The organism is Lacrimispora sp. 210928-DFI.3.58 (assembly GCF_020554865.1).
In the GTDB taxonomy this organism is placed as follows: domain Bacteria; phylum Bacillota; class Clostridia; order Lachnospirales; family Lachnospiraceae; genus Enterocloster.
The window spans coordinates 183,145-205,635 of the sequence record NZ_JAJCIC010000003.1; the positions used below are offsets into that span (position 1 = coordinate 183,145).

Annotated in this window: 22 protein-coding genes and 1 riboswitch; of the genes, 20 read left to right on the forward strand and 2 right to left on the reverse strand. The window is 48.5% G+C overall.

Features of this window, described 5'->3' with window-relative positions; genetic code table 11:
- Nucleotides 1-72 precede the first annotated feature (72 nt).
- From typA to purB, 10 genes are all read left to right on the forward strand, one after another.
- Entirely contained in the window at nucleotides 73-1,902 is a 1,830-nt protein-coding gene (gene typA / locus LIZ87_RS03360; protein WP_178315309.1) for a translational GTPase TypA, read from the forward strand.
- Between the two features lie 211 nt (nucleotides 1,903-2,113).
- Nucleotides 2,114-2,740 carry a single-stranded DNA-binding protein gene (locus LIZ87_RS03365; protein ID WP_178315307.1) on the forward strand — a complete coding sequence of 209 codons (627 nt, stop codon included), beginning with the start codon at nucleotides 2,114-2,116 and terminating at the stop codon, nucleotides 2,738-2,740.
- A 126-nt stretch (nucleotides 2,741-2,866) separates the two neighbouring features.
- Nucleotides 2,867-3,361: a cob(I)yrinic acid a,c-diamide adenosyltransferase gene (locus LIZ87_RS03370; protein ID WP_178315305.1), complete on the forward strand. Its 495-nt coding sequence runs from the start codon at nucleotides 2,867-2,869 to the stop codon at nucleotides 3,359-3,361.
- Between the two features lie 43 nt (nucleotides 3,362-3,404).
- Nucleotides 3,405-3,582: riboswitch (Lysine riboswitch) on the forward strand.
- A gap of 156 nt (nucleotides 3,583-3,738) precedes the next feature.
- On the forward strand, nucleotides 3,739-4,623 hold the full coding sequence (gene dapA, locus LIZ87_RS03380; protein ID WP_178315301.1) for a 4-hydroxy-tetrahydrodipicolinate synthase: 885 nt from the start codon (nucleotides 3,739-3,741) through the stop codon (nucleotides 4,621-4,623).
- A gap of 34 nt (nucleotides 4,624-4,657) precedes the next feature.
- Entirely contained in the window at nucleotides 4,658-5,416 is a 759-nt protein-coding gene (dapB, locus tag LIZ87_RS03385; RefSeq protein ID WP_178315299.1) for a 4-hydroxy-tetrahydrodipicolinate reductase, read from the forward strand.
- A 76-nt stretch (nucleotides 5,417-5,492) separates the two neighbouring features.
- Nucleotides 5,493-5,861 (forward strand): hypothetical protein, encoded by a 369-nt coding sequence (locus tag LIZ87_RS03390; RefSeq protein WP_227145264.1) that lies wholly within the window; start codon nucleotides 5,493-5,495, stop codon nucleotides 5,859-5,861.
- A 176-nt stretch (nucleotides 5,862-6,037) separates the two neighbouring features.
- Complete coding sequence (locus tag LIZ87_RS03395; protein ID WP_227145266.1) at nucleotides 6,038-6,421, forward strand: hypothetical protein; 384 nt, start codon at nucleotides 6,038-6,040, stop codon at nucleotides 6,419-6,421.
- Between the two features lie 157 nt (nucleotides 6,422-6,578).
- Nucleotides 6,579-7,286 (forward strand): phosphoribosylaminoimidazolesuccinocarboxamide synthase, encoded by a 708-nt coding sequence (gene purC, locus LIZ87_RS03400; RefSeq protein WP_178316214.1) that lies wholly within the window; start codon nucleotides 6,579-6,581, stop codon nucleotides 7,284-7,286.
- Between the two features lie 187 nt (nucleotides 7,287-7,473).
- Nucleotides 7,474-8,916, forward strand: coding sequence for an amidophosphoribosyltransferase (gene purF, locus LIZ87_RS03405; RefSeq protein WP_178316215.1), 1,443 nt, complete (start codon nucleotides 7,474-7,476; stop codon nucleotides 8,914-8,916).
- A gap of 131 nt (nucleotides 8,917-9,047) precedes the next feature.
- Nucleotides 9,048-10,484, forward strand: a complete 1,437-nt coding sequence (purB, locus tag LIZ87_RS03410) for an adenylosuccinate lyase (protein WP_227145268.1) — start codon at nucleotides 9,048-9,050, stop codon at nucleotides 10,482-10,484.
- A gap of 114 nt (nucleotides 10,485-10,598) precedes the next feature.
- Here the strand turns inward: purB and LIZ87_RS03415 are convergent, their stop codons facing one another.
- On the reverse strand, nucleotides 10,599-10,823 hold the full coding sequence (locus LIZ87_RS03415) for a helix-turn-helix domain-containing protein (RefSeq protein ID WP_227145270.1): 225 nt from the start codon (nucleotides 10,821-10,823) through the stop codon (nucleotides 10,599-10,601).
- A gap of 139 nt (nucleotides 10,824-10,962) precedes the next feature.
- On the opposite strand from LIZ87_RS03415, the gene LIZ87_RS03420 reads away from it, so the two are divergent.
- The 10 genes from LIZ87_RS03420 to LIZ87_RS03465 all read left to right on the forward strand — a co-directional run bounded on the left by LIZ87_RS03420 (nucleotide 10,963) and on the right by LIZ87_RS03465 (nucleotide 22,107).
- Nucleotides 10,963-12,441 (forward strand): hypothetical protein, encoded by a 1,479-nt coding sequence (locus LIZ87_RS03420; protein WP_227145272.1) that lies wholly within the window; start codon nucleotides 10,963-10,965, stop codon nucleotides 12,439-12,441.
- Between the two features lie 536 nt (nucleotides 12,442-12,977).
- Nucleotides 12,978-13,967, forward strand: coding sequence for an N-acetylmuramoyl-L-alanine amidase family protein (locus LIZ87_RS03425; RefSeq protein ID WP_227145274.1), 990 nt, complete (start codon nucleotides 12,978-12,980; stop codon nucleotides 13,965-13,967).
- 275 nt (nucleotides 13,968-14,242) lie between these two features.
- Nucleotides 14,243-14,806: a hypothetical protein gene (locus tag LIZ87_RS03430; RefSeq protein ID WP_227145276.1), complete on the forward strand. Its 564-nt coding sequence runs from the start codon at nucleotides 14,243-14,245 to the stop codon at nucleotides 14,804-14,806.
- 147 nt (nucleotides 14,807-14,953) lie between these two features.
- The gene (locus LIZ87_RS03435; protein ID WP_227145278.1) at nucleotides 14,954-15,751 is read left to right on the forward strand and encodes a hypothetical protein; all 798 of its coding nucleotides are present in this window, start codon (nucleotides 14,954-14,956) and stop codon (nucleotides 15,749-15,751) included.
- Between the two features lie 35 nt (nucleotides 15,752-15,786).
- The gene (locus LIZ87_RS03440) at nucleotides 15,787-16,362 is read left to right on the forward strand and encodes a hypothetical protein (protein ID WP_227145280.1); all 576 of its coding nucleotides are present in this window, start codon (nucleotides 15,787-15,789) and stop codon (nucleotides 16,360-16,362) included.
- 48 nt (nucleotides 16,363-16,410) lie between these two features.
- Nucleotides 16,411-17,280, forward strand: a complete 870-nt coding sequence (locus LIZ87_RS03445; RefSeq protein WP_227145281.1) for a hypothetical protein — start codon at nucleotides 16,411-16,413, stop codon at nucleotides 17,278-17,280.
- Between the two features lie 133 nt (nucleotides 17,281-17,413).
- On the forward strand, nucleotides 17,414-18,331 hold the full coding sequence (locus tag LIZ87_RS03450; RefSeq protein ID WP_227145283.1) for a LysR family transcriptional regulator: 918 nt from the start codon (nucleotides 17,414-17,416) through the stop codon (nucleotides 18,329-18,331).
- 23 nt (nucleotides 18,332-18,354) lie between these two features.
- Complete coding sequence (locus LIZ87_RS03455; RefSeq protein ID WP_227145285.1) at nucleotides 18,355-19,731, forward strand: MATE family efflux transporter; 1,377 nt, start codon at nucleotides 18,355-18,357, stop codon at nucleotides 19,729-19,731.
- A 276-nt stretch (nucleotides 19,732-20,007) separates the two neighbouring features.
- A complete protein-coding gene (locus LIZ87_RS03460; protein ID WP_227145287.1) occupies nucleotides 20,008-21,285 on the forward strand; it encodes an adenylosuccinate synthase in 1,278 nt (425 codons plus the stop codon).
- A 222-nt stretch (nucleotides 21,286-21,507) separates the two neighbouring features.
- Nucleotides 21,508-22,107: an NAD(P)H-dependent oxidoreductase gene (locus LIZ87_RS03465; protein WP_227145289.1), complete on the forward strand. Its 600-nt coding sequence runs from the start codon at nucleotides 21,508-21,510 to the stop codon at nucleotides 22,105-22,107.
- Nucleotides 22,108-22,203: 96 nt separating this feature from the next.
- On the opposite strand, the gene LIZ87_RS03470 is transcribed toward LIZ87_RS03465, so the two are convergent.
- Nucleotides 22,204-22,464: a hypothetical protein gene (locus LIZ87_RS03470; protein ID WP_227145291.1), complete on the reverse strand. Its 261-nt coding sequence runs from the start codon at nucleotides 22,462-22,464 to the stop codon at nucleotides 22,204-22,206.
- Nucleotides 22,465-22,491: the final 27 nt, after the last annotated feature.

Here is a 22,491-nt window from a genome sequence, read left to right on the forward strand (position 1 = left end):
GGCAATGCTATACTATACGGCTGTAGACAAAATATAAAAGAGGTTCTTATATAATAAGGAAGAGTAAGCATTATGAAGATGAAGAGAGAAGATATTAGGAATATCGCGATCATTGCCCATGTAGACCATGGTAAGACGACCCTGGTGGACCAGCTGTTAAGGCAGAGCGGGGTCTTTCGGGCAAACCAGGAGGTCCAGGAGCGTGTCATGGACTCCAATGACATTGAGCGTGAGCGCGGTATTACGATCCTGTCTAAAAATACGGCTGTTTTTTATAAAGATACAAAGATTAATATCATCGATACCCCAGGACATGCGGATTTCGGCGGCGAGGTCGAGCGCGTGCTTAAGATGGTAAACGGCGTTATCCTTGTGGTAGATGCCTATGAGGGTCCTATGCCCCAGACAAAATTCGTTCTGCAGAAGGCCCTGGAGCTGGATCTGTCTGTGATCGTCTGCATCAACAAGATCGACCGTCCTGAGGCAAGACCGGAGGAGGTCATTGATGAGACATTAGAGCTTATGATGGATCTGGATGCATCCGATAAACAGCTTGACTGTCCTTTTGTGTTTGCTTCTGCAAGGGCCGGCTTTGCAAAATGCCAGCTGGATGACCCGGAAGTGGATATGAGTCCTCTCTTTGAGACGATCATCAATTCGATCCCTGCTCCTGAGGGCGACCCGGATGCAGATACCCAGGTACTGATCAGCACCATTGATTACAATGAATTCGTTGGCCGTATCGGCATCGGCAAGGTAGACAACGGCGGTCTGAGAGTCAATCAGGAGTGCGTTCTGGTAAACCACCACGATCCTGATAAGTTCAAAAAGATCAAGATCGGCAAATTATACGAGTTTGACGGATTAAAGCGAGTGGAGGTGCAGGAAGCGTCCATCGGATCCATTGTGGCGATCTCCGGCATCACAGATATCCATATCGGCGATACCATCTGCTCCCCGGAGCATCCTGAGGCAATTCCTTTCCAGAAGATCTCCGAGCCCACCATTGCCATGTACTTCATGGTAAATGACAGCCCCTTAGCAGGGCAGGAAGGAAAATACATCACCTCCCGCCATATCAGAGACAGGCTGTTTCGGGAGCTGAACACAGATGTAAGCCTTCGTGTGGAGGAAACAGATTCTGCGGACTGCTTCAAGGTGTCAGGCCGCGGCGAACTCCATCTTTCCGTTCTCATTGAGAACATGCGCCGTGAGGGTTATGAGTTTGCGGTCAGCAAGGCAGAGGTGCTCTATAAGTACGATGAGCGCAACCGCAAGCTGGAGCCAATGGAGCTGGCCTATGTGGATGTGCCGGAGGAGTACACCGGCGTGGTGATCCAGAAGCTTACCAGCCGCAAGGGCGCCCTTCAGGGCATGAGCCAGGCAGCAGGAGGCTATTCCAGACTGGAATTCTCCATACCATCCAGAGGCCTTATCGGCTACAGGGGTGATTTTCTTACAGATACAAAGGGCAACGGTATCTTAAATACCATTTTTGACGGCTATGCAGAATACAAGGGCGACCTTTCCTACCGTCAGACAGGCTCATTGATTGCTTTCGAGGCAGGCGAAGCCATTACGTATGGCCTGTTCAATGCCCAGGAGAGAGGAACGCTGTTTATCGGACCTGGAGTAAAGGTATATTCCGGTATGGTCGTGGGACAGAGCCCTAAGGCGGAGGACATTGAGATCAATGTCTGCAAGACAAAGAAGCTGACCAATACCCGTTCCTCCAGTGCAGATGAGGCCTTAAAGCTTACGCCTCCCAAGATCATGAGTCTGGAGCAGTGTCTGAATTTCATCGATACCGATGAGCTTTTGGAGGTAACGCCTGAGAGCCTGCGCATCCGCAAGAAGATCCTTGATCCCCTTCTCCGCAAGAGAGCTTCTTTCAAAAAATAAGAAACGTACATGCCGCCTGAGGGCAGCATCATAAGTAAATTTGTGACGAATCCTGTCGAACACTTCTGGCAGGATTCGTCTTTTTTTTGTTCTATTTCCTGTTATCTCCTCATACACTATTTATGTGCCGTACAAAAGCAGTGAAGTATGATGGAAAAAATGGAAACGGCAGAATGAGAAAATAATTTAAGAAGCAAAGAGGAGATGTACTATGTCAGAAAAAATGATTGAAAACAACCGTGTAAGCGTAATAGGAAAAATTGTGTCAGGCTTTACCTTCAGCCACGAGGTCTTCGGAGAGGGCTTCTACATGGTGGATGTGGCAGTGAACAGGTTAAGCGAGCAGGCGGATATCATCCCGCTAATGGTATCGGAGCGCCTTCTGGATGTCCACAGCGATTATTCCGGCTGCACCATTGAGGCTATTGGGCAGTTCCGCTCCTACAACCGCCACGAAGGGGTGAAGAACCGCCTTATGCTGTCCATTTTTGTGCGTGAGATCCATTTCATGGAGGAGTTTACGGATTATACAAAGACGAACCAGATCTTCCTGGACGGCTATATCTGTAAGCTTCCCATTTACCGGAAGACGCCCTTAGGGAGAGAGATCGCTGATATCCTTCTGGCAGTCAACCGTCCCTACGGCAAATCCGATTACATACCCTGCATCAGCTGGGGAAGAAATGCTAGATATGCCTCCGGCTTTGAAGTGGGCGCCAGGGTGCGTGTCTGGGGCCGCGTCCAGAGCAGGGAGTACACGAAGAAGATTAGTGATACGGAGTGTGAGAAGCGCATTGCCTACGAGGTTTCCATCAGCAAGCTGGAATGTGACGAGTGATCAGACGTCAGCAAAATTACCAAATCTTTCAAAATTCTTTCAAAAATCATAAGAAATATTTGCATTCTCTTTTAAACTGTGCTATTATGAGCGAAGTCTATGAAAGCAGGCAAGAGGTGCATAAAGATGAAAGAATGCTTGATACAGGTTATCTGCGGTCCGGGTAAGGGCAAGACCTCCAGTGCGATCGGCAGAGGAATCACTGCGCTGACAGAGGGCAAGTCTGTCATCATGGTGCAGTTTTTAAAGGGCTCTCTGGAAATGAGGAATATGGACATTATCAAAAGGCTGGAGCCGGAATTTAAGATCTTCCGCTTTGAGAAGTCCCATACATTCTTTGATAAGCTCTCTGAGACGGAGAAGGAGGAGGCCAGGATCAATATCCGCAACGGCCTGAATTTTTCCAAAAAGGTCCTTGTGACGGGAGAGTGCGATATCCTGATACTGGATGAGATTCTGGGAATTCTGGATGAGGGAATCATCACCCTGGAGGAGCTTTGCACCGTGATCAGCCAGGCAAGGCAGGCACAGATACAGCTGATCATGACCGGCACGGTATACCCGGAGGCTTTGAACGGCTCTGTGGATGAAGTGACAAGGCTGGAGACAAGATTTGAATAACTGTTGACATTGAAAGCTAAGAATGCTAATATAAAACCAACAATCATAGAGTAGAGGTTGCGTCAATCATCAGTATCCGGACCGTATGTGGCAGGCACAGTAGATGGCCGGGGAAAGGGAACGACGCCGAAGGGGGGATATTTCCTGGCAGTAGTCCCTTCTGGGTGCATGGTGAAGAATCATGTGACTGTCATCCTGGTGGATGGAGAGCTACTGAAGAACGTGTATTCGTCATAGGAATGATGCGTAAGAAGGGCTGACATTTACCGCAGCCCTTTTTTGTTACATGGGAAACCTGCGTGGCAGGATTCCATGTTACATTTTCGTTTTCCAGTACAAACCATGATTGAATGATAAAAAAAGGAGAGAATAAGATTATGGCAATTTTTGAAGGAGCAGGCGTGGCATTGATTACACCTTTTAAGGACAATGGCGAGGTGAACTATGACAAGCTGGAGGAGGTTGTAGAGGAGCAGATCGCAGGAGGCACAGACGCGATCATTGCCTGCGGAACCACAGGAGAAGCCTCCACTATGACCCATGAAGAGCATCTGGATGTGATCAGGTATGTCTGCGAGGTGACAAAAAAGCGTATTCCTGTGATCGCAGGCACAGGCTCCAACTGCACGGAGACAGCCATCTACCTATCTGAGGAGGCAGAGCGCCTGGGAGCAGATGGACTCCTTGTTGTTTCCCCTTACTATAACAAGGCTACCCAGAAGGGCCTGATGGCTCATTTCACAGCGGTTGCCAATTCCGTGAAGATCCCGATGCTTCTCTACAATATCCCAGGCAGGACAGGTGTGAACATTCAGCCGGATACCATTGCAGCCCTTTGCAGGAACGTGGAGAATATCGTAGGCGTAAAGGAAGCCAGCGGCAATTTCTCTGCCATCGCGACCCTTATGAATCTGGCAGATGGAAAGGTTGACCTGTATTCCGGCAATGATGACCAGATCGTACCCCTTCTTTCCTTAGGAGGAAAGGGCGTGATCTCTGTCCTCTCTAACGTAGCTCCGAAGCAGGCCCATGATATCTGTGCATCCTATTTTGCAGGAGATGTGAAGACAAGCGCAAGGCTTCAGCTGGAGGCGATCCCGCTGATCGCAGAGCTGTTCCGGGAGGTAAATCCGATCCCTGTAAAGGCTGCAATGAACCTGCAGGGCAAGGGAGTCGGCCCCTTACGCATGCCTCTCACGGAGATGGAGCCACAGAACCAGGAGAAGCTGAAGGCAGCTATGACTGCATACGGCATCCTGTAAAACGGGCCTCAGAAGAGAAAGGAAGGTTATACAAATGGTAAAGGTCATCATGCACGGCTGCAATGGTGCCATGGGACAGGTGATCACCTCCCTGGCAAAGGATATGGAAGATCTGGAGATCGTGGCTGGTATTGATATCAACAACACAAAGGACAATGGCTATCCTGTGTTTGCTTCTCTTGCAGACTGCAATGTGCAGGCAGATGCAGTGGTGGATTTTGCCTCTGCAAAGGCAGTGGACGGGCTGTTGGATTACTGCGCGGCTGCCCATATGCCGGTAGTCCTTTGCACCACAGGCCTCTCTGAGGACCAGATAAAGAAGGTGGAGGAAGTGAGCAGTAAGACGGCGGTCCTCCGCTCTGCCAACATGTCCTTAGGCGTAAACCTGCTTCTGCGCCTTGTGCAGGAGGGTGCAAAGGTACTGGCTCAGTCAGGCTTTGATATTGAGATCGTGGAAAAGCATCACAACCAGAAGAAGGATGCCCCCAGCGGCACTGCCCTGGCATTAGCAGACTCCATCAACGGAGCCATGGGCGGGGAGTACCATTATATTTATGACAGGAGCACCCGCAGGGAAAAGAGAGATCCAAAGGAGATCGGCATTTCAGCAGTCAGAGGAGGCTCCATTGTGGGAGACCATGATGTGATCTTCGCAGGAAGGGACGAGGTCGTCACCTTCAGCCATACAGCTTATTCCAAAGCGATCTTTGGAAAGGGAGCGCTGGAGGCAGCAAAGTTCCTTGCCGGAAAGGGCCCGGGCCTTTATACGATGGCTGATGTGATCCAGCTGTAAATTGGAAAAATATCCCACCATAATATATTCTCCATCCGCACATAATAAGGATAGAAAGCGAAAGGAGAATGTCATTATGAAAAAAAGCAGACCAGTTATCTTAGCCCTGCTGCTTCTTATGATGGTGATATCACTGTCAGCCTGCGGCAGCAATAATTCCAACAACCCTTCTGCCAGCGGTACGACACAGACCACCGGCGGAACAGGAGGCGGACCTACGAGCGGCTCTACGGATGGAGCCATGAACAACTCCACCACAGAATCCAATGGAGCCGGTGAGGCAGGAGGCGCTGGAACCGGAGAAACAAGGGAAGGCGTGATCGACGGGCTGATGGATGACGTGGAGGACGGCGTAGATGACGTGGGAGATGGGCTTCGCGATATGACAGGTGAAAGCGGAGCAGCAGACAGGACAAATACAACAGATACATCCACTGAAAAGTAAGGGTACAAAAACAGGCTGTTCTCTGCCGGTGATGGCGGAGGAGGCCTGTTTTTTGCTGCATGTGTATACTCACATCCACGGCACAAAATGCAAAATGCAAAAGCTCAAGCGGTAATCCCTTGAAGAGCCCGGCATTTTTCAGTATAATGCAGATAGGAGTACCGGGAAGGGGGAATATGAGGAGATACAGACAGAAGCGCCTGCTGCGAAGGCAGCGCATCCGGGCTGTCCGCGCATGGAAGAAGGCGGGCAGCAGGAGGAAAGAGCGGGCTTATAGGGTCCTTAAGGCGGCTCTTGTTCTGGCAGCATGGGCGGCCCTTCTTTGGACGCTTGCCGTTCCATTAGGACTGGGTTCCAGAGCGGCAGAGGCAGCTGCGTCAGCATTTCATATATACCATATTGAGGAGCAAAGAGAGGCCTGGCATGAGGGGCCGCAGCAGGAAGAAAGAGGGTCTGTCAGGAAAGAAGGCCTGGGTCTTCTGCTGGATGAAGGGCTATTTATTCTCTTCAGGCTGGAGGAAGGCGTCCGGACGGAAACTTTGCCTAGATCCAGTAATTAGTGTTCCATGAAAAGATTCATTAGGAATTTTAATGACTGCCCTTCTTGTATTCATAGACATTATGTATTATAATTCCTACTGAAAAGGCATTCTTTTATTGAGATAGCTTATAAATCACGATTAATTTTAAGAAAAGAAAAGGACAGGTGGAATACTCATGGAAAAGAAAGAAATGCTCTATGAAGGAAAGGCAAAGAAGGTTTATGCAACGGAAGATCCGGATGTATTAATCGTATCCTACAAGGATGATGCCACAGCATTTAACGGCCTGAAGAAGGGAACCATCGTTGGAAAGGGCGCCATCAACAACCGCATGACCAACTTTATTTTCAAAAAGCTGGAAGAGAAGGGTGTGCCTACCCACCTGGTAGAAGAATTAAATGACAGGGAGACTGCTGTGAAGAAGGTGGAGATCGTGCCCTTAGAGGTTATCATCCGCAATTATTCCGCAGGCAGCTTTGCAAAGAAGATGGGCATGGAGGAAGGCATCAAGTTCAAATGCCCGACACTGGAATTCAGCTACAAGAACGATGATCTGGGCGATCCATTCATCAATGGTTACTATGCCCTGGCTCTGGGACTTGCTACCAAGGAGGAGATTGACGACATCACCAACTATGCATTCAAGGTAAATGAAGTTCTCCAGGAGTATTTTGACAGCCTGAACATCGATCTGATCGATTTCAAGATCGAGTTTGGACGTTACCATGGAAAGATCATCCTTGCAGATGAGATTTCTCCTGATACCTGCCGTCTCTGGGACAAGGATACCCACGAGAAGCTGGATAAGGACAGATTCAGAAGGGATCTGGGCAATGTGGAGGATGCATATGAGGAGGTATTCCGCAGACTGGGAATCCAGTAAGGAAGGTAGTAACGCCTGGGCATATACCCAGGCGTTCGCTGGTTAGGACCGTTCATAAAAAACCTCTGTGCGCCCGGCTGGCGAAGGAGCCGCCGCGCCATAAAAGTCTGGCGGGCGCACTTGGCATACCAGAATTTAGTGCCGCCTATCCGGCGGCGGAACTTTCATAGAAAGAAAGGAAAACCGAATGAATCAGATGGACTTATGTGTTGGGGCGGATAAGTTACATGAAGAATGTGGAGTTTTCGGAATCTATGATTTTGATGGGAATGATGTGGCGTCTACCATTTATTACGGACTTTTTGCCCTTCAGCACAGGGGGCAGGAGAGCTGCGGCATTGCGGTAAGCGACACAGAAGGCCCAAAGGGGAAGGTGAGTGCCCACAAGGGAATGGGCCTCTGCAATGAGGTGTTTACACCGGAGATGTTGGAGCAACTTCATGGCAACATCGGGGTAGGCCATGTGCGGTATTCCACTGCCGGAAGCAGCACCAGGGAAAATGCACAGCCATTGGTGCTCAACTACGTAAAGGGAACCTTGGCTCTGGCTCATAACGGCAATCTGGTAAATGCTCCTGAGCTGCGTCATGAGCTGGAGTATACCGGGGCTATTTTCCAGACCACCATTGACTCCGAGGTCATCGCCTACCACATTGCCAGGGCCAGGATCAAGACGCCTACGGTAGAACAGGCAGTGGCGGAGGCTATGAAGAAGCTAAAAGGTGCCTATTCCCTGGTGATCATGAGTCCAAGGAAGATGATCGGCGCAAGAGATCCCTTTGGCTTTAAGCCTCTCTGTATCGGAAAGCGGGACAATGCCTACATTCTGGCATCGGAGACCTGCGCTCTGGAGACCATTGGAGCAGAGTTTGTCCGGGATGTGGAGCCGGGAGAGATCGTTACCATCACGAAGAAGGGCATCACCTCCAACCGCGACATGTGTCTTGCGGATCCGAAAAAGGAGGCCAGGTGCATTTTTGAGTACATCTATTTTGCAAGGCCTGACAGTGTGTTTGACGGTGTGGGAGTCTATCATTCACGTATACAGGCAGGGCGCTTCCTTGCCATTGACTCACCCATTGAGGCGGATCTGGTGGTGGGAGTCCCGGAATCCGGAAATGCAGCTGCCTTAGGCTACTCCATGGAGTCCGGCATTCCCTATGGCACGGCCTTTGTGAAGAATTCCTATGTGGGGCGTACCTTCATCAAGCCAAAGCAGAGCAGCCGCGAATCTGCTGTGCGGATCAAGCTGAATGTGCTCAAGGAGGCAGTGGCAGGAAAGCGCGTGATCATGATCGATGACTCCATTGTCAGAGGCACCACCAGCGCCCTGATCGTAAATATGCTGCGGGACGCAGGGGCAAAGGAGGTGCATGTGTGCATCAGCGCTCCTCCATTTTTGCATCCCTGCTATTTCGGAACAGATATCCCTTCCGAGGACCAGCTGATCGCCCACGGGCGCACGGTGGATGAGATCCGGGAGCTGATCGGCGCGGACTCTCTTTCCTATTTAAAATTGGAGAGGCTGTATGAGATGGCAGGAGGAAAGCCTATCTGCACTGCCTGTTTTAACGGCGATTATCCCATTGAGCCGCCTACGGAGGATATCAGGGGAAGCTACGAGAAATAAGGGAGCATCCAGCCCTCCTCTCGGCAGGCCTCGGCACATCATGCGGAAACGTAGCAGTTGCTGACAGCAGCCATTTATGGTAATATGAATGTGACAAATACGAAAAATATGAGAGATACGGAGGTTATGACATGAGTGATCATGACAGATATGTAAGCCCTCTTTCTGAGCGCTACGCCAGCAAGGAGATGCAGTATATTTTTTCACCGGATATGAAGTTCAAGACCTGGAGGCGCCTGTGGATCGCCCTGGCTGAGACAGAGAGAGAGCTGGGCCTTCCTATTACAGAGGAGCAGATCGAGGAGCTGAAGGCTCACAGCGAGGACATCAACTACGATGTGGCTAAAGCGCGGGAGAAGGAAGTGCGCCATGACGTTATGAGCCATGTGTATGCCTACGGCGTACAGTGCCCAAAGGCAAAGGGCATCATCCATCTGGGAGCTACCTCCTGCTACGTTGGCGACAACACTGACATTATCATCATGACAGAGGGCCTGAAGCTGGTTCGCAGGAAGCTGCTCAATGTACTGGCAGAGCTCTCCCAATTTGCAGAGAAATACAAGGATCTTCCCACACTTGCCTTCACTCATTTCCAGCCAGCCCAGCCTACCACAGTGGGCAAGAGGGTAACCCTTTGGATGATGGAGCTTAAGCTGGACTTAGATGAGCTGGATTATCTCATTGATTCCATGCGTCTCCTGGGCTCAAAGGGAACCACGGGAACACAGGCAAGCTTCTTAGAGCTGTTTGACGGCGACCATGAGCGCTGCCGCAGGCTGGATCAGCGGATCGCAGAGAAGATGGGCTTCTCCGGCTGCTATCCCGTATCAGGACAGACCTATTCCAGAAAGGTGGACAGCCGTGTGATCAGCGTCCTGGCAGGCATTGCCCAGAGCGCCCACAAGTTCTCCAACGATATCCGCCTTCTTCAGCATTTAAAGGAAGTGGAAGAACCCTTTGAGAAGAATCAGATCGGCTCCTCCGCCATGGCATACAAGCGCAACCCCATGCGCAGCGAGCGCATTGCCTCCCTGGCAAACTATGTGATGAGCGACATGATGAACCCCATGCTGGTGGCTTCCACCCAGTGGTTCGAGCGCACCTTGGATGACTCTGCCAACAAGCGTCTGTCCGTACCAGAGGGATTCCTGGCAGTGGACGGTATCCTGGACCTGTACTTAAATGTCGTGGACGGCCTTGTGGTATATCCGAAGGTGATCGAGAAGCACCTGATGGCAGAGCTTCCCTTCATGGCAACGGAGAATATCATGATGGATGCCGTAAAGGCAGGCGGCGACCGCCAGGAGCTCCATGAGCGCATCCGCCAGCTGTCCATGGAGGCAGGAAAGAACGTAAAGGAAAAGGGACTGGACAACAACCTGTTAGAGCTCATTGCAGCAGATAGCGCCTTCGGCCTGTCCTTAGAGGAGCTTAAAAAGGCCATGGATCCCATCAAGTATGTAGGCCGCGCACCGAAACAGGTGGAGGAGTTCTTAGAGGAAGTGATAAAGCCGGTGCTGGAGGAGAATAAGGATGTTCTGGGGATGAGGGCGGAGATCAATGTCTAGATCTGTGTACAGGATCCTTTAGGAATGTATAGTTGATTTTATAGAATGAATAAAAATCCAGATATCAAGTGCAGATGATGTGCGCGATATCTGGATTTTTTGCTGCCATAAAAGTCAGGGATGTATATATTCTATCAAATCAGGAAGCTCACATTCAAGAACATAACAAAGGCGGGCCATAACAGCCAGATCAACACGCTGCATGTTTTCGTTTATATAGGCCTTCAGCTGTGTGCGCTGCATCTCTGCCCGGCAGGCCAAACGGTTAATGCTGATTTCCTGCTCTTCCATAACATCTTTTAATTTAAGGCGTATATATCCGTATTCAATGTCTTTCATGCCGTGGATCCTCTCTAAAATGAAAAATAATGAGTATATATCTATCGTAATAATTATTGCCATAAATTAGAATGAGTGGTATCATATGAGTAGATATATACTCATGTAAAGGCGATATTCAGGAGGAGAAATAGTTCAAATGAAAAAAAGGAATGTAAAGACCATATTATGTATCTTAGGCCTGACCCTTTCCATAAGCGGGAAGGCTACGGAAAATGTCTATGCCGGGGCATGGGCACAGGATAACACAGGCTGGTGGTATGACAATGGAGACGGAACCTATCCGGCGGCCTCCTGGCAGTGGATCGATGGGGCATGGTATTGTTTTGATGGTAGCGGATATATGAGGACAGGCTGGATCGACAATACATATTATTGTGCTTCAAGCGGGGCCATGGTGACGGAATGGTATAAAATCGGAAGCAGCTGGTATTACTTTGCCGGAGATGGATCGGTTGTGCGAGATCAGTGGATAGGAGATTATTATCTTTTATCATCCGGTAAAATGGCAGTTAATCGCTGGATCGATGGTTATTGGGTAGGTTCCGATGGAAAATGGATTCCGGGCTACGAAGAGGATGACGAAGAGGATCAGTATGCCAGTGATGATGATGAAACTTTCTATCAGGGCAGTGACTCAAGCAGCAGCTCAAATCATAGTTCAGGGAGCAGTAATCAGGAAACCGGCAACACCAGCGAAAGTTCGGGAACCAGCAGTTCTGGTGCAAATAATCAGGTGTCTAATACTAATATAGACAGCACGGCGGCTGCATCCCAGCAGGGGAAAGACGGATGGGAAAAGGAAGGCAGAGAGTGGTACTATTATGAGAATGGAGAAATGGTAAGAAACCGGTTGATAAAATCTGGAAGTAATTGGTACTACGTGGGCTCTGGTGGTATGCTCATGAGAAATACAACGATTACTGCAGATGGAAAGGAATATCGGCTGGACAGCAGCGGTGTTGCAAGAGAAAACGGGGAGAGATCTACCCTGTCAATTGATGGGCATACAAAGATAGTGAGCTATACTATTGGAGAAGATTTTCCATTAGATGGCGTTATTACTTCAAATTATAAAATTGAGCGGATCGAAATTACCATTAAAAAAAATACGAAGACCGCATATAAAAAGACCTTTAATCCTAATGCCAAGGAATTTGATCTGAGAAGCCTGGCCATCAATGCGGCAGAGATCAAAAATTACGGAAAGGGAACCTGGTCATTAATGGTAGTGGTAGAGGATGCCGATGAAACAATTGGAACAATGATACATGAAGATTTCACAGCAAATGTTGCCGAAGCCGTCCGGTTTGAGCTTTCCAATGAAACAATTCCACGCCGCGTGAGCTATGGCTGCAATTTCGGCCTGTATGGGGTGATCAGCTGCAATTATGTGATTGATGAAGTGGACGGAAGGATATGTAAAAAGCAAAGCGGTGCGGATGTTGTCATGCGCAAAGAAGTTTATCCTAATGCTAAAACCTACGATATTCATGGACCCGTCAATGATGCGCTTATTTTTGAGCAATTAGAGAAAGGAACCTATTTCTATATTGTTACTGCAAAAGCAAAAGGAAAGGAACATAAGCTGATTTGCAAATCATTTGTTGTGGACTGAAATGGAGGAATATTGTGAGAAAGATCTGTAGAACAATATTATGTATTGCAGTGAGTATTTTTTATATGCAGTTTAACAGTTATGCAGCTTCAGAAGCAGAACTGTTGAATCAGACGAACCAGCTATATGCGACGGTAAAAGCAAATAATAATAATATGAGTTTTGATGGGCTGTGCAGCGCATATGTATACCAGCAGATGACAGCACTGGGATTGGGTGGCCCTTCGGCAGAATACGCGAATCAATGGTATGGGGCGGCCAGCCAGAGACCATACTCCGATACGGGATACCAAATGATTGCAAGTCTGGGCAGGGATTCGTTAAGAGCGCTATACCAAAAATATAATGTAAACGGAGAATTATATTATCTGGTAGTTTCATTTCCGTATCAATATAGAATGTCCTATGACAATCCAGGAGCAGGACATGCTGTTTTTATATATGCCATAAAAGACAACAAAGTATTTTTTTCAGAAAGCTATAGTTCAAAGCAATTTGGCTATCAGACAAATGAAGGGCAGGCTGTCTCTGTAGATTTGGACTCATTTATTAATTTATACTCCAGTATGTATGGAGAGCCCATTGGGACAGTGTTTTTCAAAGTAAAGGAAGGCTGGGACAGTTCTCAGGGCTATTACCGATATGGACTTCCTAGCGGGCAGTATGCGAAGAAACAGTTTGTGGATCTGGGGCGGGATCAAAAGTATTATTTTGATAAGAATGGGAAGATGGTTACGAGCGACTGGCTCAAAGCAGATGGAAAATGGTATCATGCGGCTGCGGATGGTCATATGGATCTGGGCTGGCAGTATCTGGATAGTGAATGGTATTACTTCAATGACCCGGCGGGAGATATGAAGACGAACGGCTGGGAAACCTTTGAAGGAAAACGATACTTTTTATCCAATGACGGCGCGTGCATTCGGAACAGAAACGAATACATAGATGGAAAAAACTGGTATTTTGATGAAGACGGTGCGGCGTCTGAAATTACAATTGTGCAGGGATGGAACCAGATTGGAAATGGCAAGAAGTATATATTTTCAGATAATTCTTATGCCACATCGCAATTCGTGGATTTAGGGAGAAATCAGAAATACTATTTTAACGCAGACGAGTGGCTGGTAACCAGCAACTGGATTACCCATAAAGGGAAGCTGTACCATGCGGCTGCGGATGGTCATATGGATCTGGGGTGGCAGTATCTGGATAGCGAATGGTATTATTTTAATGACCCGGAAGGCGATATGAAAGTCAACGGCTGGGAAACCTTTGAGGGCAAACGGTATTATCTGAGCAGCAGCGGAGCAAGATATCGCAATACGATTCAGACCATTGACGGAACAGCTTACCGGTTTGATCAGGACGGAGCTGCGTCAGAACAATCAACGGGACAGGAACAGAGTTCCGTTCCCCGTTCCGGCAGCAGCCGGGCTGTCAGAGAATATCGGGATAATAAGCAGGCGAGTTCTAGCAGCGATAAGAGTAAGATGCAGGCAGTAACCGGACAGGCGAAACCGCAGTAGGATAAAGATTGAAAAAAAGTAAATTGAGCCAAAACAGGTGGGTGCATCAGTCATTGATACCGAGATGCCTAATTATTGAATTTACTATAATGCAAAATGCCCGGCACGGAAATTGGCATGTAAAAGGAGATAGTTTACATCTACAAATTATTTATATTTGGAAGGTTCTCCTACGAATATAAAATTTCTGGTAACAAGCTTATGCTTGATGAATATAGTTATTCAAAAGAATGATAGCGGTTCATTTATATGATAAAAAGAAGGAGAAAGGGTATATGAAAAAATTTAAATTATTAGTAGCGGCAGGAATGGCATCGGTATTCATGGGGATTACTGCTTATGCAGGCGGATGGCAGCAGGATACCTCTGGGTGGTGGTATCAGAATGATAACGGCTCATATCCTAAGGATTGCTGGCAGTGGATTGATGGAAACAATGACGGAATTGCGGAATGCTATTATTTTGATAATCAGGGCTATTGCCTTATGAACGGAATAACGCCGGATGGGTATACGGTGGACGGAAATGGCGCATGGCATGTTTTTGGAACGGTACAGACTCAAAAAATAACCTCCCAGATACCATTGACAAAAGAAATTGCTGCTGAAATTGTAAAATCGCATACAGATAAAGTTGGATATTGGAGTCCTGCTGATGAAATTGCGGATAATATATTAATAATGTGGCAGATATGGCCTACAGGCTTTAGAGGGAAATTTACAGTGGATTTAAATACGGGAGATTGTTATGAGGAAGGGCCGTATTGGGGACCTGAGGATCCCTTAGAGGAGCTTTTTACCAGGGAATATCATATGAATGTCAGATCATATTTGCAATAAGAAAGCCATAGCAGGAAGAGGCGGGTACTGCTGCTGTACCCGAAAATGCGGAATGCTACAGCGAAAATACACACGGAAGATATTTTCGCGATCCATATTAAAAGAAATGTTGTTTTTGTGTTAATACGAATTTAGGAGGGACGAGAAATGAGAAAAAAGCATATGTTCATTCCTGCTTTGGCAGGAGCAATTTCTTTGGCAGCTACGATGTCTGCCTTTGCGGGAGAATGGAAGCATGACGGCAGCGGCTGGTGGTATCAGCAAGAGAACGGGTCATATTTGTCTTCGGGATGGAGCCAGATTGACGGAACCTGGTATTATTTTGATACAAATGGATACATGTTGGCAGATACCATCACACCAGATGGATATTATGTGGATGCAAATGGCGCGTGGATTGAAAATGGCATTATTCAGACAAAAACAACAACACAAACAGCAAAAGAAAAGTTTACATCGAATGAAAGAAAACTATGGGAACAAATTTTTACTGCAGAATATTATGCAGATAGTTCTAGCGGCGCTGAGTATGATATTGGAGTTTTCATTAAAGTTCTGTTGTCAGAGAGTTCCCTTGGTACACCGTACACAACAGATGGAGACAATTACCAAATTCCAAAGGGAAGCCTTCAAAATATATTAAAAAATCTAGTAGGTGAATCGGCATATACTTCTGATGAATATTCATGGGAACGATGGGAGATGGAAGACCAAGGGGATGGTAGCATCCGTTTTCAGAGGGGCGATTTTGGAGCATCGTATCCCTATGCCCAAATTCTTACGATAGATGAAATTGATGCAAAACGATTAAGAATTACAGGAAAAGTGGGCGAACGAGAAACAGGAACCAATCAGGTGATATCTTCAAAGCCATTTACAGCCCAGTTGGAGTATGTGCCGGGCGGAGCATATTCAGCATTTGTTGAAAGAACATTCAGCTATTGACAGGATAAAAATGCAATGAGACAGGAGAAAAAAGCATGAGAAAGAGTATGAAAATTTTAACAATGGCGGGGATAATGTCAGTTATGATGGGGGCTACAGTCTATGCAGGCAGTTGGCAGAGAGATGATGTCGGCTGGTGGTATCAAAATGACAATGGCTCTTATCCGGCAAATGCCTGGATGTGGATTGATGGCAATGGAGACGGCGTGTCAGAGTGCTATTATTTTAATAGCAATGGATATTGTCTGATAAACAATATCACACCAGATGGCTATGTGGTGAATAGTGATGGCGCCTGGATTGTAAACGGGCAGGTACAGACGCAGGGATCCGCGCAGACGCAGAAAAAATCTTTCTATACAGAGGAAGAGGCTGAGAATCTGGTGATTGAATACTACTACAATCAATATCCTGGAACAAAGGATAGATATGTGATTTTTTCTAATGAAACTACGAAAAAAGGTGACAATTACTACTTTATCGTAAGATGGCAGATGTCTGAGGAAGAGGTTCAAAGACGAATGAGAGAAGGGGGAGATATTTCCGCTAATAAATACGCCGGAACGGCAATATTTAACAGGAGAACAGGAGAAATAGAGTGGAAGTGGTAGTGCTCTGTATGCAAGTAGTATTCAATAAAAGGACTGGAGAGATGAGAATTGAGTGGTAAGAAAATATTCATTGCGATTATTGGGCTGGTGATGTGTCTTGTGTTCCCATTCCCATCCATGGCAGGGGAACATTTGGTTGACCAGGCGCAATGCCGGAATGTGGAGGAGCTCATTACAGTGATTCGGGGAATGTATAACCAGACGAATCGCGGGCCGTATGTGACAGAGGGAAATCAGGTGCTCCGAACACGTGATGACGGATCCGCTGTGCTCCGCTCTGCGGTTGTTACAGGCGATCCGCTGGTGGATCCGGTCATGAAGACATATGGTTATCAAACCTACTCGCTGGAATTTTATTATGACAATCCGGACTATGATAAATCGTATGTTTCAGGAACAAATGGGCCTAATTTTATCTATGCGGTGATAGACAACAGGGAATATCGGTATTATTTTCAGGGGAATTCCATGATTCGCCGTATTGGGCCAGAAGGAACAGTGTCGGATAATCCTAAGACAAACGAATTTCTGAATCTGCTTTATCAGGCAGGCTGTTATTACCAGAAAAATCCTGCCTCCTATTCTTCTGTTCGCAGCCTGCAGCAGGAAAGCATTGTATTTGGCCCGAATTACTATGTGATGCAGAAGGATATCGTTGTCCAGGCCGGGATTCTGGAAAGCTTTGAAGAAGGAAATGGGGAGTATGGGATCTTTACGATAGATAAAAATACGCAGATATCGAACCGCATACAGGAAGAAGTAACCTGGCGGGAGGGCGACAATGGCTATAGCTGGCTGAAAAGATATCTTGAAACAGAACCGGCAGATGGCGGATATGTGGTTAGTCTTGATTGCCTTCGTGTTAATACAACTGGTAATCATGTGGATGTTATTGAGGGGATTTTTGCGAGCCATTAATGATAATGCAATTTCTATAGCGGTAGAAGAAACACAGAGCAAAGGGCGCCCATTGACCGGGCGCCCTGTTTGTGTTATAGTCTCATAAGGAAGAGTTTGGAAATGGTGGTATCTCAATAAGAGGAGATTATAGATGAATGTCAATCTGGAATATTACCGGGTGTTTTATCATGTGTGTGAGGGCGGAAGCCTGACGGCGGCGGCCCAGGAGCTGTGCATCACCCAGCCGGCGGTTAGCCAGGCCGTAAGAATGCTGGAGAAGGAGGCGGGGGCAAAGCTTTTTCTGCGCACCTCGAAAGGAGTGCAGCTTACCAGGGAAGGGGAGCTTTTGTACCGGTATGTGAAGCCTGGGGTGGAGCAGCTTTTAGAGGGAGCAAGAAGGCTTGAGAGGATGCTGGATATGGATATGGGGGAGGTGCGGATAGGGGCAAGCGATATGACGCTGCAATTCTTCCTGCTGCCATTTCTGGAGGAGTTTCACCGCAGGTATCCGAACATCAAGGTCAATGTGTCCAATGCGCCTACGCCGGAGACAGTGAGAAGCTTAGAGGAGGGAAAGATCGACTTTGGGGTGGTGACCACCCCGGTGGCCTGCAAAGACGGCATGAATCAGATCCCGGTGAAGCCCATACGGAATATCTTTATTGCAGGAAACAGCTTCGCCCATTTAAAGGGGCAGGTTCTGGCCTATGACGCCCTCTGCGGGCTGCCCTGTATCTTTTTGGAGAGAAATACCAGCACCAGAAGCTTTATGGATGAATTTCTGGCGTCTAAGGGGATTGAGGTGAAGCCGGAGTTTGAGCTGGCCATCAGCGATATGATCGTGCAGTTTGCTAGACGGAATATGGGGATCGGCTGCGTGATGGAGGGCTTTGCAGAGGAGGCCATTGAGCGGGGAGAGGTGTTTGAGCTGACCTTTCAGGAGGAAATGCCTCTGCGCCATATCTGTATTGTTACAGGGGACTCCAACCTGATCTCCATGGCAGGCAGGAGTCTGCTGGATATGATTACAGGGACGGGAGAACATGACGGCAGGATAACAGGATATTAAGCAGACAGGAGTATATACAAGAGATGAAGCATATAACAGAATGCATCAGGAACTATGTGGATGGAAACAGGGGAAGGATAAAGACGGCTTTGCAGATGGCCTGGCCGTCTGTGCTGGAATCCTTTTTTGTGGCCCTGGCAGGTATGATCGATTCTATGATGGTGAGCAGTATCGGTGCCTATGCGGTGGCTGCGGTGGGCCTTACGACCCAGCCGAAGTTTATCGGCCTGGCGCTTTTTATTGCCACCAATGTGTCTGTTTCAGCCATCGTGGCCAGGAGAAAAGGAGAGGAGGACAGGAAAGGAGCAAACCAGACTCTGATGCTGGCCTTCCTGTTCACTGCCCTGGCAGGTGTGGCGGTTAGCATTGCCTGCGTGGCTCTGGCAGATCCGATCATAGACCTGTGCGGGTCCGGGCCTGATACCCACGACAGCGCAGTCCTCTATTTCCGCATTATCATGGGCGGGATGATCTTTAATATTCTTTCTCTGGTGATCAACGCAGCCCAGAGGGGAGCGGGAAAGACCAGGATCGCCATGGTGACGAACGTGACTTCCAATGTGACAAATATTATCGGAAATTATCTGCTGATCGGCGGTCATTTCGGATTCCCGGCTATGGGGATCAAGGGGGCGGCCATTGCTACGGTCTTCGGTACGGTAGTGGCCTGTGCCTTGAGCATCGGCTCCTTGTTCCGCAGGGACAGCTATGTGAATATCCCGTTTGTTATCAGGGAGAAGGTACAGCTGACCCTGGAGCCGGTGGGCAGCATTGTGAAGGTCAGCTCCGGCGTGTTTCTGGAGCAGATCCTGATGCGTGCCGGGTTCATGTCCACGGCTGTGATGGCGGCAAAGCTGGGCACGGATGCATTTGCGGCGCACCAGGTAGGAATGAATGTGATGAGCCTGACCTTTTCCTTTGGAGACGGAATGCAGGTGGCTGCGGTGGCCTTGATCGGCCAGAGCCTGGGAGCGGGAAAGCCGGAGCTGGCAAAGCTTTATGGAAGCATTTGCCAGCGCATTGGCAATGTGATCTCCATTGTGCTGTCCGTGACCTATCTTCTGGGTGGGCGGGCCTTGTACTGCTTGTACTTTAAGGAGCCCCACATCGTGGATATGGGAGTGATGATCATGCGTCTGATCATTGTCATTGCTATTTTCCAGCTGGCTCAGGTCATCTATATGGGCTGCCTGCGGGGAGCCGGCGATGTGCTGTTTACTATGACGGCCTCCACCATTTCCGTGACGATCATAAGAACGGCGGTGAGCTATATTGCCTGCTTTGTGATGGGATTGGGGCTTATGGGAATCTGGCTGGGAGTGCTGGCAGATCAGATGAGCCGTTTCTTATTCACTACCTGGCGGTTTAAATCCGGGGTATGGACAAAGATAAAACTGTAAACAGCATGCCAGAACAGCATCAAAGCAACTCGCTGCGCTCAAACAATCATTGATGCTGCTCTGAACGGAAAAACCAGCTGACTAAGTGCTTCTAATGTCCTGCAAAGTCGCTCCAGCCGCCCTCCCGGCAGCCGTCCAAAGGGTTACACCATAAGCACAGATTATGGAGAACATAACAAATAATCTCTTTACTTATGGCAGGTGTTGTAGTAAAGTTAAGATGTTAAGGTTTGCAAATGAACATAACAGGGTTATACCCGAAGGAGGATTTAACGTATGGTTAGAGCAATTGTAGGTGCTAACTGGGGAGATGAAGGAAAGGGCAAGATCACGGATATGCTTGCAAAGGAATCGGACATTATCATCCGTTTCCAGGGCGGAAGCAATGCGGGCCACACCATTATCAATGATTATGGCAAGTTTGCCCTTCATCTTCTGCCGTCAGGTGTATTTTATCAGCACACCACCAGCATTATCGGCAACGGTGTGGCACTGAACATTCCGTATCTGATAAAAGAGATACAGTCCCTGGTGGACAGAGGCGTTCCAAAGCCCCACATCCTTGTTTCCGACAGGGCTCAGATCCTGATGCCTTATCATGTACTGTTTGACACCTATGAGGAAGCGCGTCTGGCAGGCAAGGCCTTCGGCTCTACCAAATCGGGTATTGCGCCCTTCTATTCTGATAAATATGCAAAGATCGGCTTCCAGGTAAGCGAGCTCTTTGACGATGCGCTCATCAGGGAGAAGGCTTACACGGTATGCGAGAAGAAGAATGTGCTCCTTGAGCATCTGTACCACAAGCCTCTGTTAGATCCGGAGGAGCTGATCAAAGAGCTTCAGGAGTATCGTGATATGATCGCTCCTTATGTATGTGATACCTCCGCTTACCTCTATGACGCGATCAAGGCTGGCAAGAAGATCCTGCTGGAGGGACAGCTGGGCTCCTTAAAGGATCCGGATCACGGCATTTACCCAATGGTAACCTCTTCCTCCACCCTGGCTGCCTACGGCGCTATCGGTGCAGGCATCCCGCCGTATGAGATCAAAGATATCACCACCGTGGTAAAGGCATACTCCAGCGCAGTTGGCGCAGGCGCTTTTGTCAGCGAGATCTTTGGCGATGAAGCAGAGGAATTAAGACACCGCGGCGGAGACGGCGGCGAGTATGGCGCTACCACAGGCCGTCCGAGACGTGTGGGCTGGTTTGACGCAGTAGCTACCAGATACGGCTGCCGTATCCAGGGTACCACGGAGGTGGCATTTACCGTGTTGGATGTCCTGGGATATCTGGATGAGATCCCTGTATGCGTGGGCTATGAGATCGATGGCGAAGTGACAAGGGATTTCCCGACTACCGCAAGACTGGAGAAGGCAAAGCCGGTACTTACAAAGCTGCCCGGCTGGAAGTGCAATATCAGGGGCATTAAGAAGTACGAGGATCTTCCTGAGAACTGCCGCAAGTACATTGAGTTCGTGGAGAAGGAGATCGAGGCTCCGATCGCTATGGTTTCCAATGGACCTGGACGTGAAGATATCATTATGAGAAAGTAAGCTTAACCAGAAAACGCGTCACTGGCGCGTTTTCGGTATGCTTTGGCAAAAGGAAAGGGGCTGCTGGATGCGGCGCCCCTTTCTTTTTCTGCACATTCAAATGCCGTGCCAAAAAGCAAAGAAAGATTGCAGTTCGACACTGTGCAAAAATACTCAGATATATGGGAATACCGAAATGTGAAAATAAAAAAGGTGTTTTCAGGCACCGGGTAGGAGAAAAACATGAAGATTTTGATGATCAATGGATGTGTCCGGGGAGAGGAATCCAGGACATGGATGCTGGCCCAGGCTTTTCTGGAGGAGATGAAAAAGAATGCACCTGCGCCCTATGAATATACCCAGCTGGATCTGGCGGAAATGGATTTTCAGCCTTTAAGAGGCCGTTTCTTTGAAGAGCGGCAGAGGCTTTTGGAGGAAAACAACCGGCAGCATCCGCGCTTTGCCTATGCACACCAGTTTGCCCAGGCAGACCGTATCCTTGTGGCGGCGCCATTTTGGGATCTGAGTGTGCCCGCGATCGTGAAGCTCTATATTGAAAACATTTCCCTGGAGGGGATCACCTTTGGCTGTGATGAGAGGGGCATATATGGCATGTGTAAGGCAAAGGATATGCTGTTTTTCACCACCAGGGGAGATTTCTACGGGGACGGTCCCATGGAACAGGGGGCAAGGTATCTGGAAGCACTGTGCAAAATGTTCGGAATTCCCACATTCCGCTGTATCTATGCGGAGGGAATGGACACGCGCCCGGATAAGGCGAAAGAGCTTATGGAGCAGGCGCTTTTCGAGGCCAGAGAGGCCGGACTTCGGTACTGGGGATGATCCGGAAAGCTCCGCAAGGATGCACACGCCGCGTCAAGGAAAATGTGCTCTAAAAAAACAGAGCACGCGCGGCGGCGCACAAAACGTGCAAGCCCCTCATGAGTGAGGAGGGCGGGGAGCTGAGGCGGGCTTGCCCGCTTTGTTCCCGCCGTTCTCGGAATCATCCTCCGAAGGCTTTTTCAGCGCCTTCATCATGAGCCCCATGGCATAGAGCACGGCAGTGATAAAGACAATGGAGAAGAGCACAGCCATCAGATGATTGGCAGGTGCTCCCGTGACAGCAAGCACAATGGCAGTGATAAAAAGCCCTGCAAGGACCATGGCCCCTGCAAACGCAAAAATACGGCGGAATTTCATATCAGTCTCCTTTCATGAGTCAGGGAC

Coding starts and splice junctions, on each gene's coding strand:
- LIZ87_RS03415 (WP_227145270.1), bottom strand. CDS start 10,823: ATGAAAGACATTGAATACGGATATATACGCCTTAAATTAAAAGATGTT.
- LIZ87_RS03370 (WP_178315305.1), top strand. CDS start 2,867: ATGAAAGAATGCTTGATACAGGTTATCTGCGGTCCGGGTAAGGGCAAG.
- LIZ87_RS03460 (WP_227145287.1), top strand. CDS start 20,008: ATGGTTAGAGCAATTGTAGGTGCTAACTGGGGAGATGAAGGAAAGGGC.
- LIZ87_RS03435 (WP_227145278.1), top strand. CDS start 14,954: ATGAGAAAAAAGCATATGTTCATTCCTGCTTTGGCAGGAGCAATTTCT.
- LIZ87_RS03440 (WP_227145280.1), top strand. CDS start 15,787: ATGAGAAAGAGTATGAAAATTTTAACAATGGCGGGGATAATGTCAGTT.
- purC (WP_178316214.1), top strand. CDS start 6,579: ATGGAAAAGAAAGAAATGCTCTATGAAGGAAAGGCAAAGAAGGTTTAT.
- purB (WP_227145268.1), top strand. CDS start 9,048: ATGAGTGATCATGACAGATATGTAAGCCCTCTTTCTGAGCGCTACGCC.
- LIZ87_RS03465 (WP_227145289.1), top strand. CDS start 21,508: ATGAAGATTTTGATGATCAATGGATGTGTCCGGGGAGAGGAATCCAGG.
- LIZ87_RS03420 (WP_227145272.1), top strand. CDS start 10,963: ATGAAAAAAAGGAATGTAAAGACCATATTATGTATCTTAGGCCTGACC.
- LIZ87_RS03430 (WP_227145276.1), top strand. CDS start 14,243: ATGAAAAAATTTAAATTATTAGTAGCGGCAGGAATGGCATCGGTATTC.
- dapB (WP_178315299.1), top strand. CDS start 4,658: ATGGTAAAGGTCATCATGCACGGCTGCAATGGTGCCATGGGACAGGTG.
- LIZ87_RS03395 (WP_227145266.1), top strand. CDS start 6,038: ATGAGGAGATACAGACAGAAGCGCCTGCTGCGAAGGCAGCGCATCCGG.
- dapA (WP_178315301.1), top strand. CDS start 3,739: ATGGCAATTTTTGAAGGAGCAGGCGTGGCATTGATTACACCTTTTAAG.
- LIZ87_RS03470 (WP_227145291.1), bottom strand. CDS start 22,464: ATGAAATTCCGCCGTATTTTTGCGTTTGCAGGGGCCATGGTCCTTGCA.
- LIZ87_RS03365 (WP_178315307.1), top strand. CDS start 2,114: ATGTCAGAAAAAATGATTGAAAACAACCGTGTAAGCGTAATAGGAAAA.
- purF (WP_178316215.1), top strand. CDS start 7,474: ATGAATCAGATGGACTTATGTGTTGGGGCGGATAAGTTACATGAAGAA.
- LIZ87_RS03455 (WP_227145285.1), top strand. CDS start 18,355: ATGAAGCATATAACAGAATGCATCAGGAACTATGTGGATGGAAACAGG.
- LIZ87_RS03450 (WP_227145283.1), top strand. CDS start 17,414: ATGAATGTCAATCTGGAATATTACCGGGTGTTTTATCATGTGTGTGAG.
- typA (WP_178315309.1), top strand. CDS start 73: ATGAAGATGAAGAGAGAAGATATTAGGAATATCGCGATCATTGCCCAT.
- LIZ87_RS03390 (WP_227145264.1), top strand. CDS start 5,493: ATGAAAAAAAGCAGACCAGTTATCTTAGCCCTGCTGCTTCTTATGATG.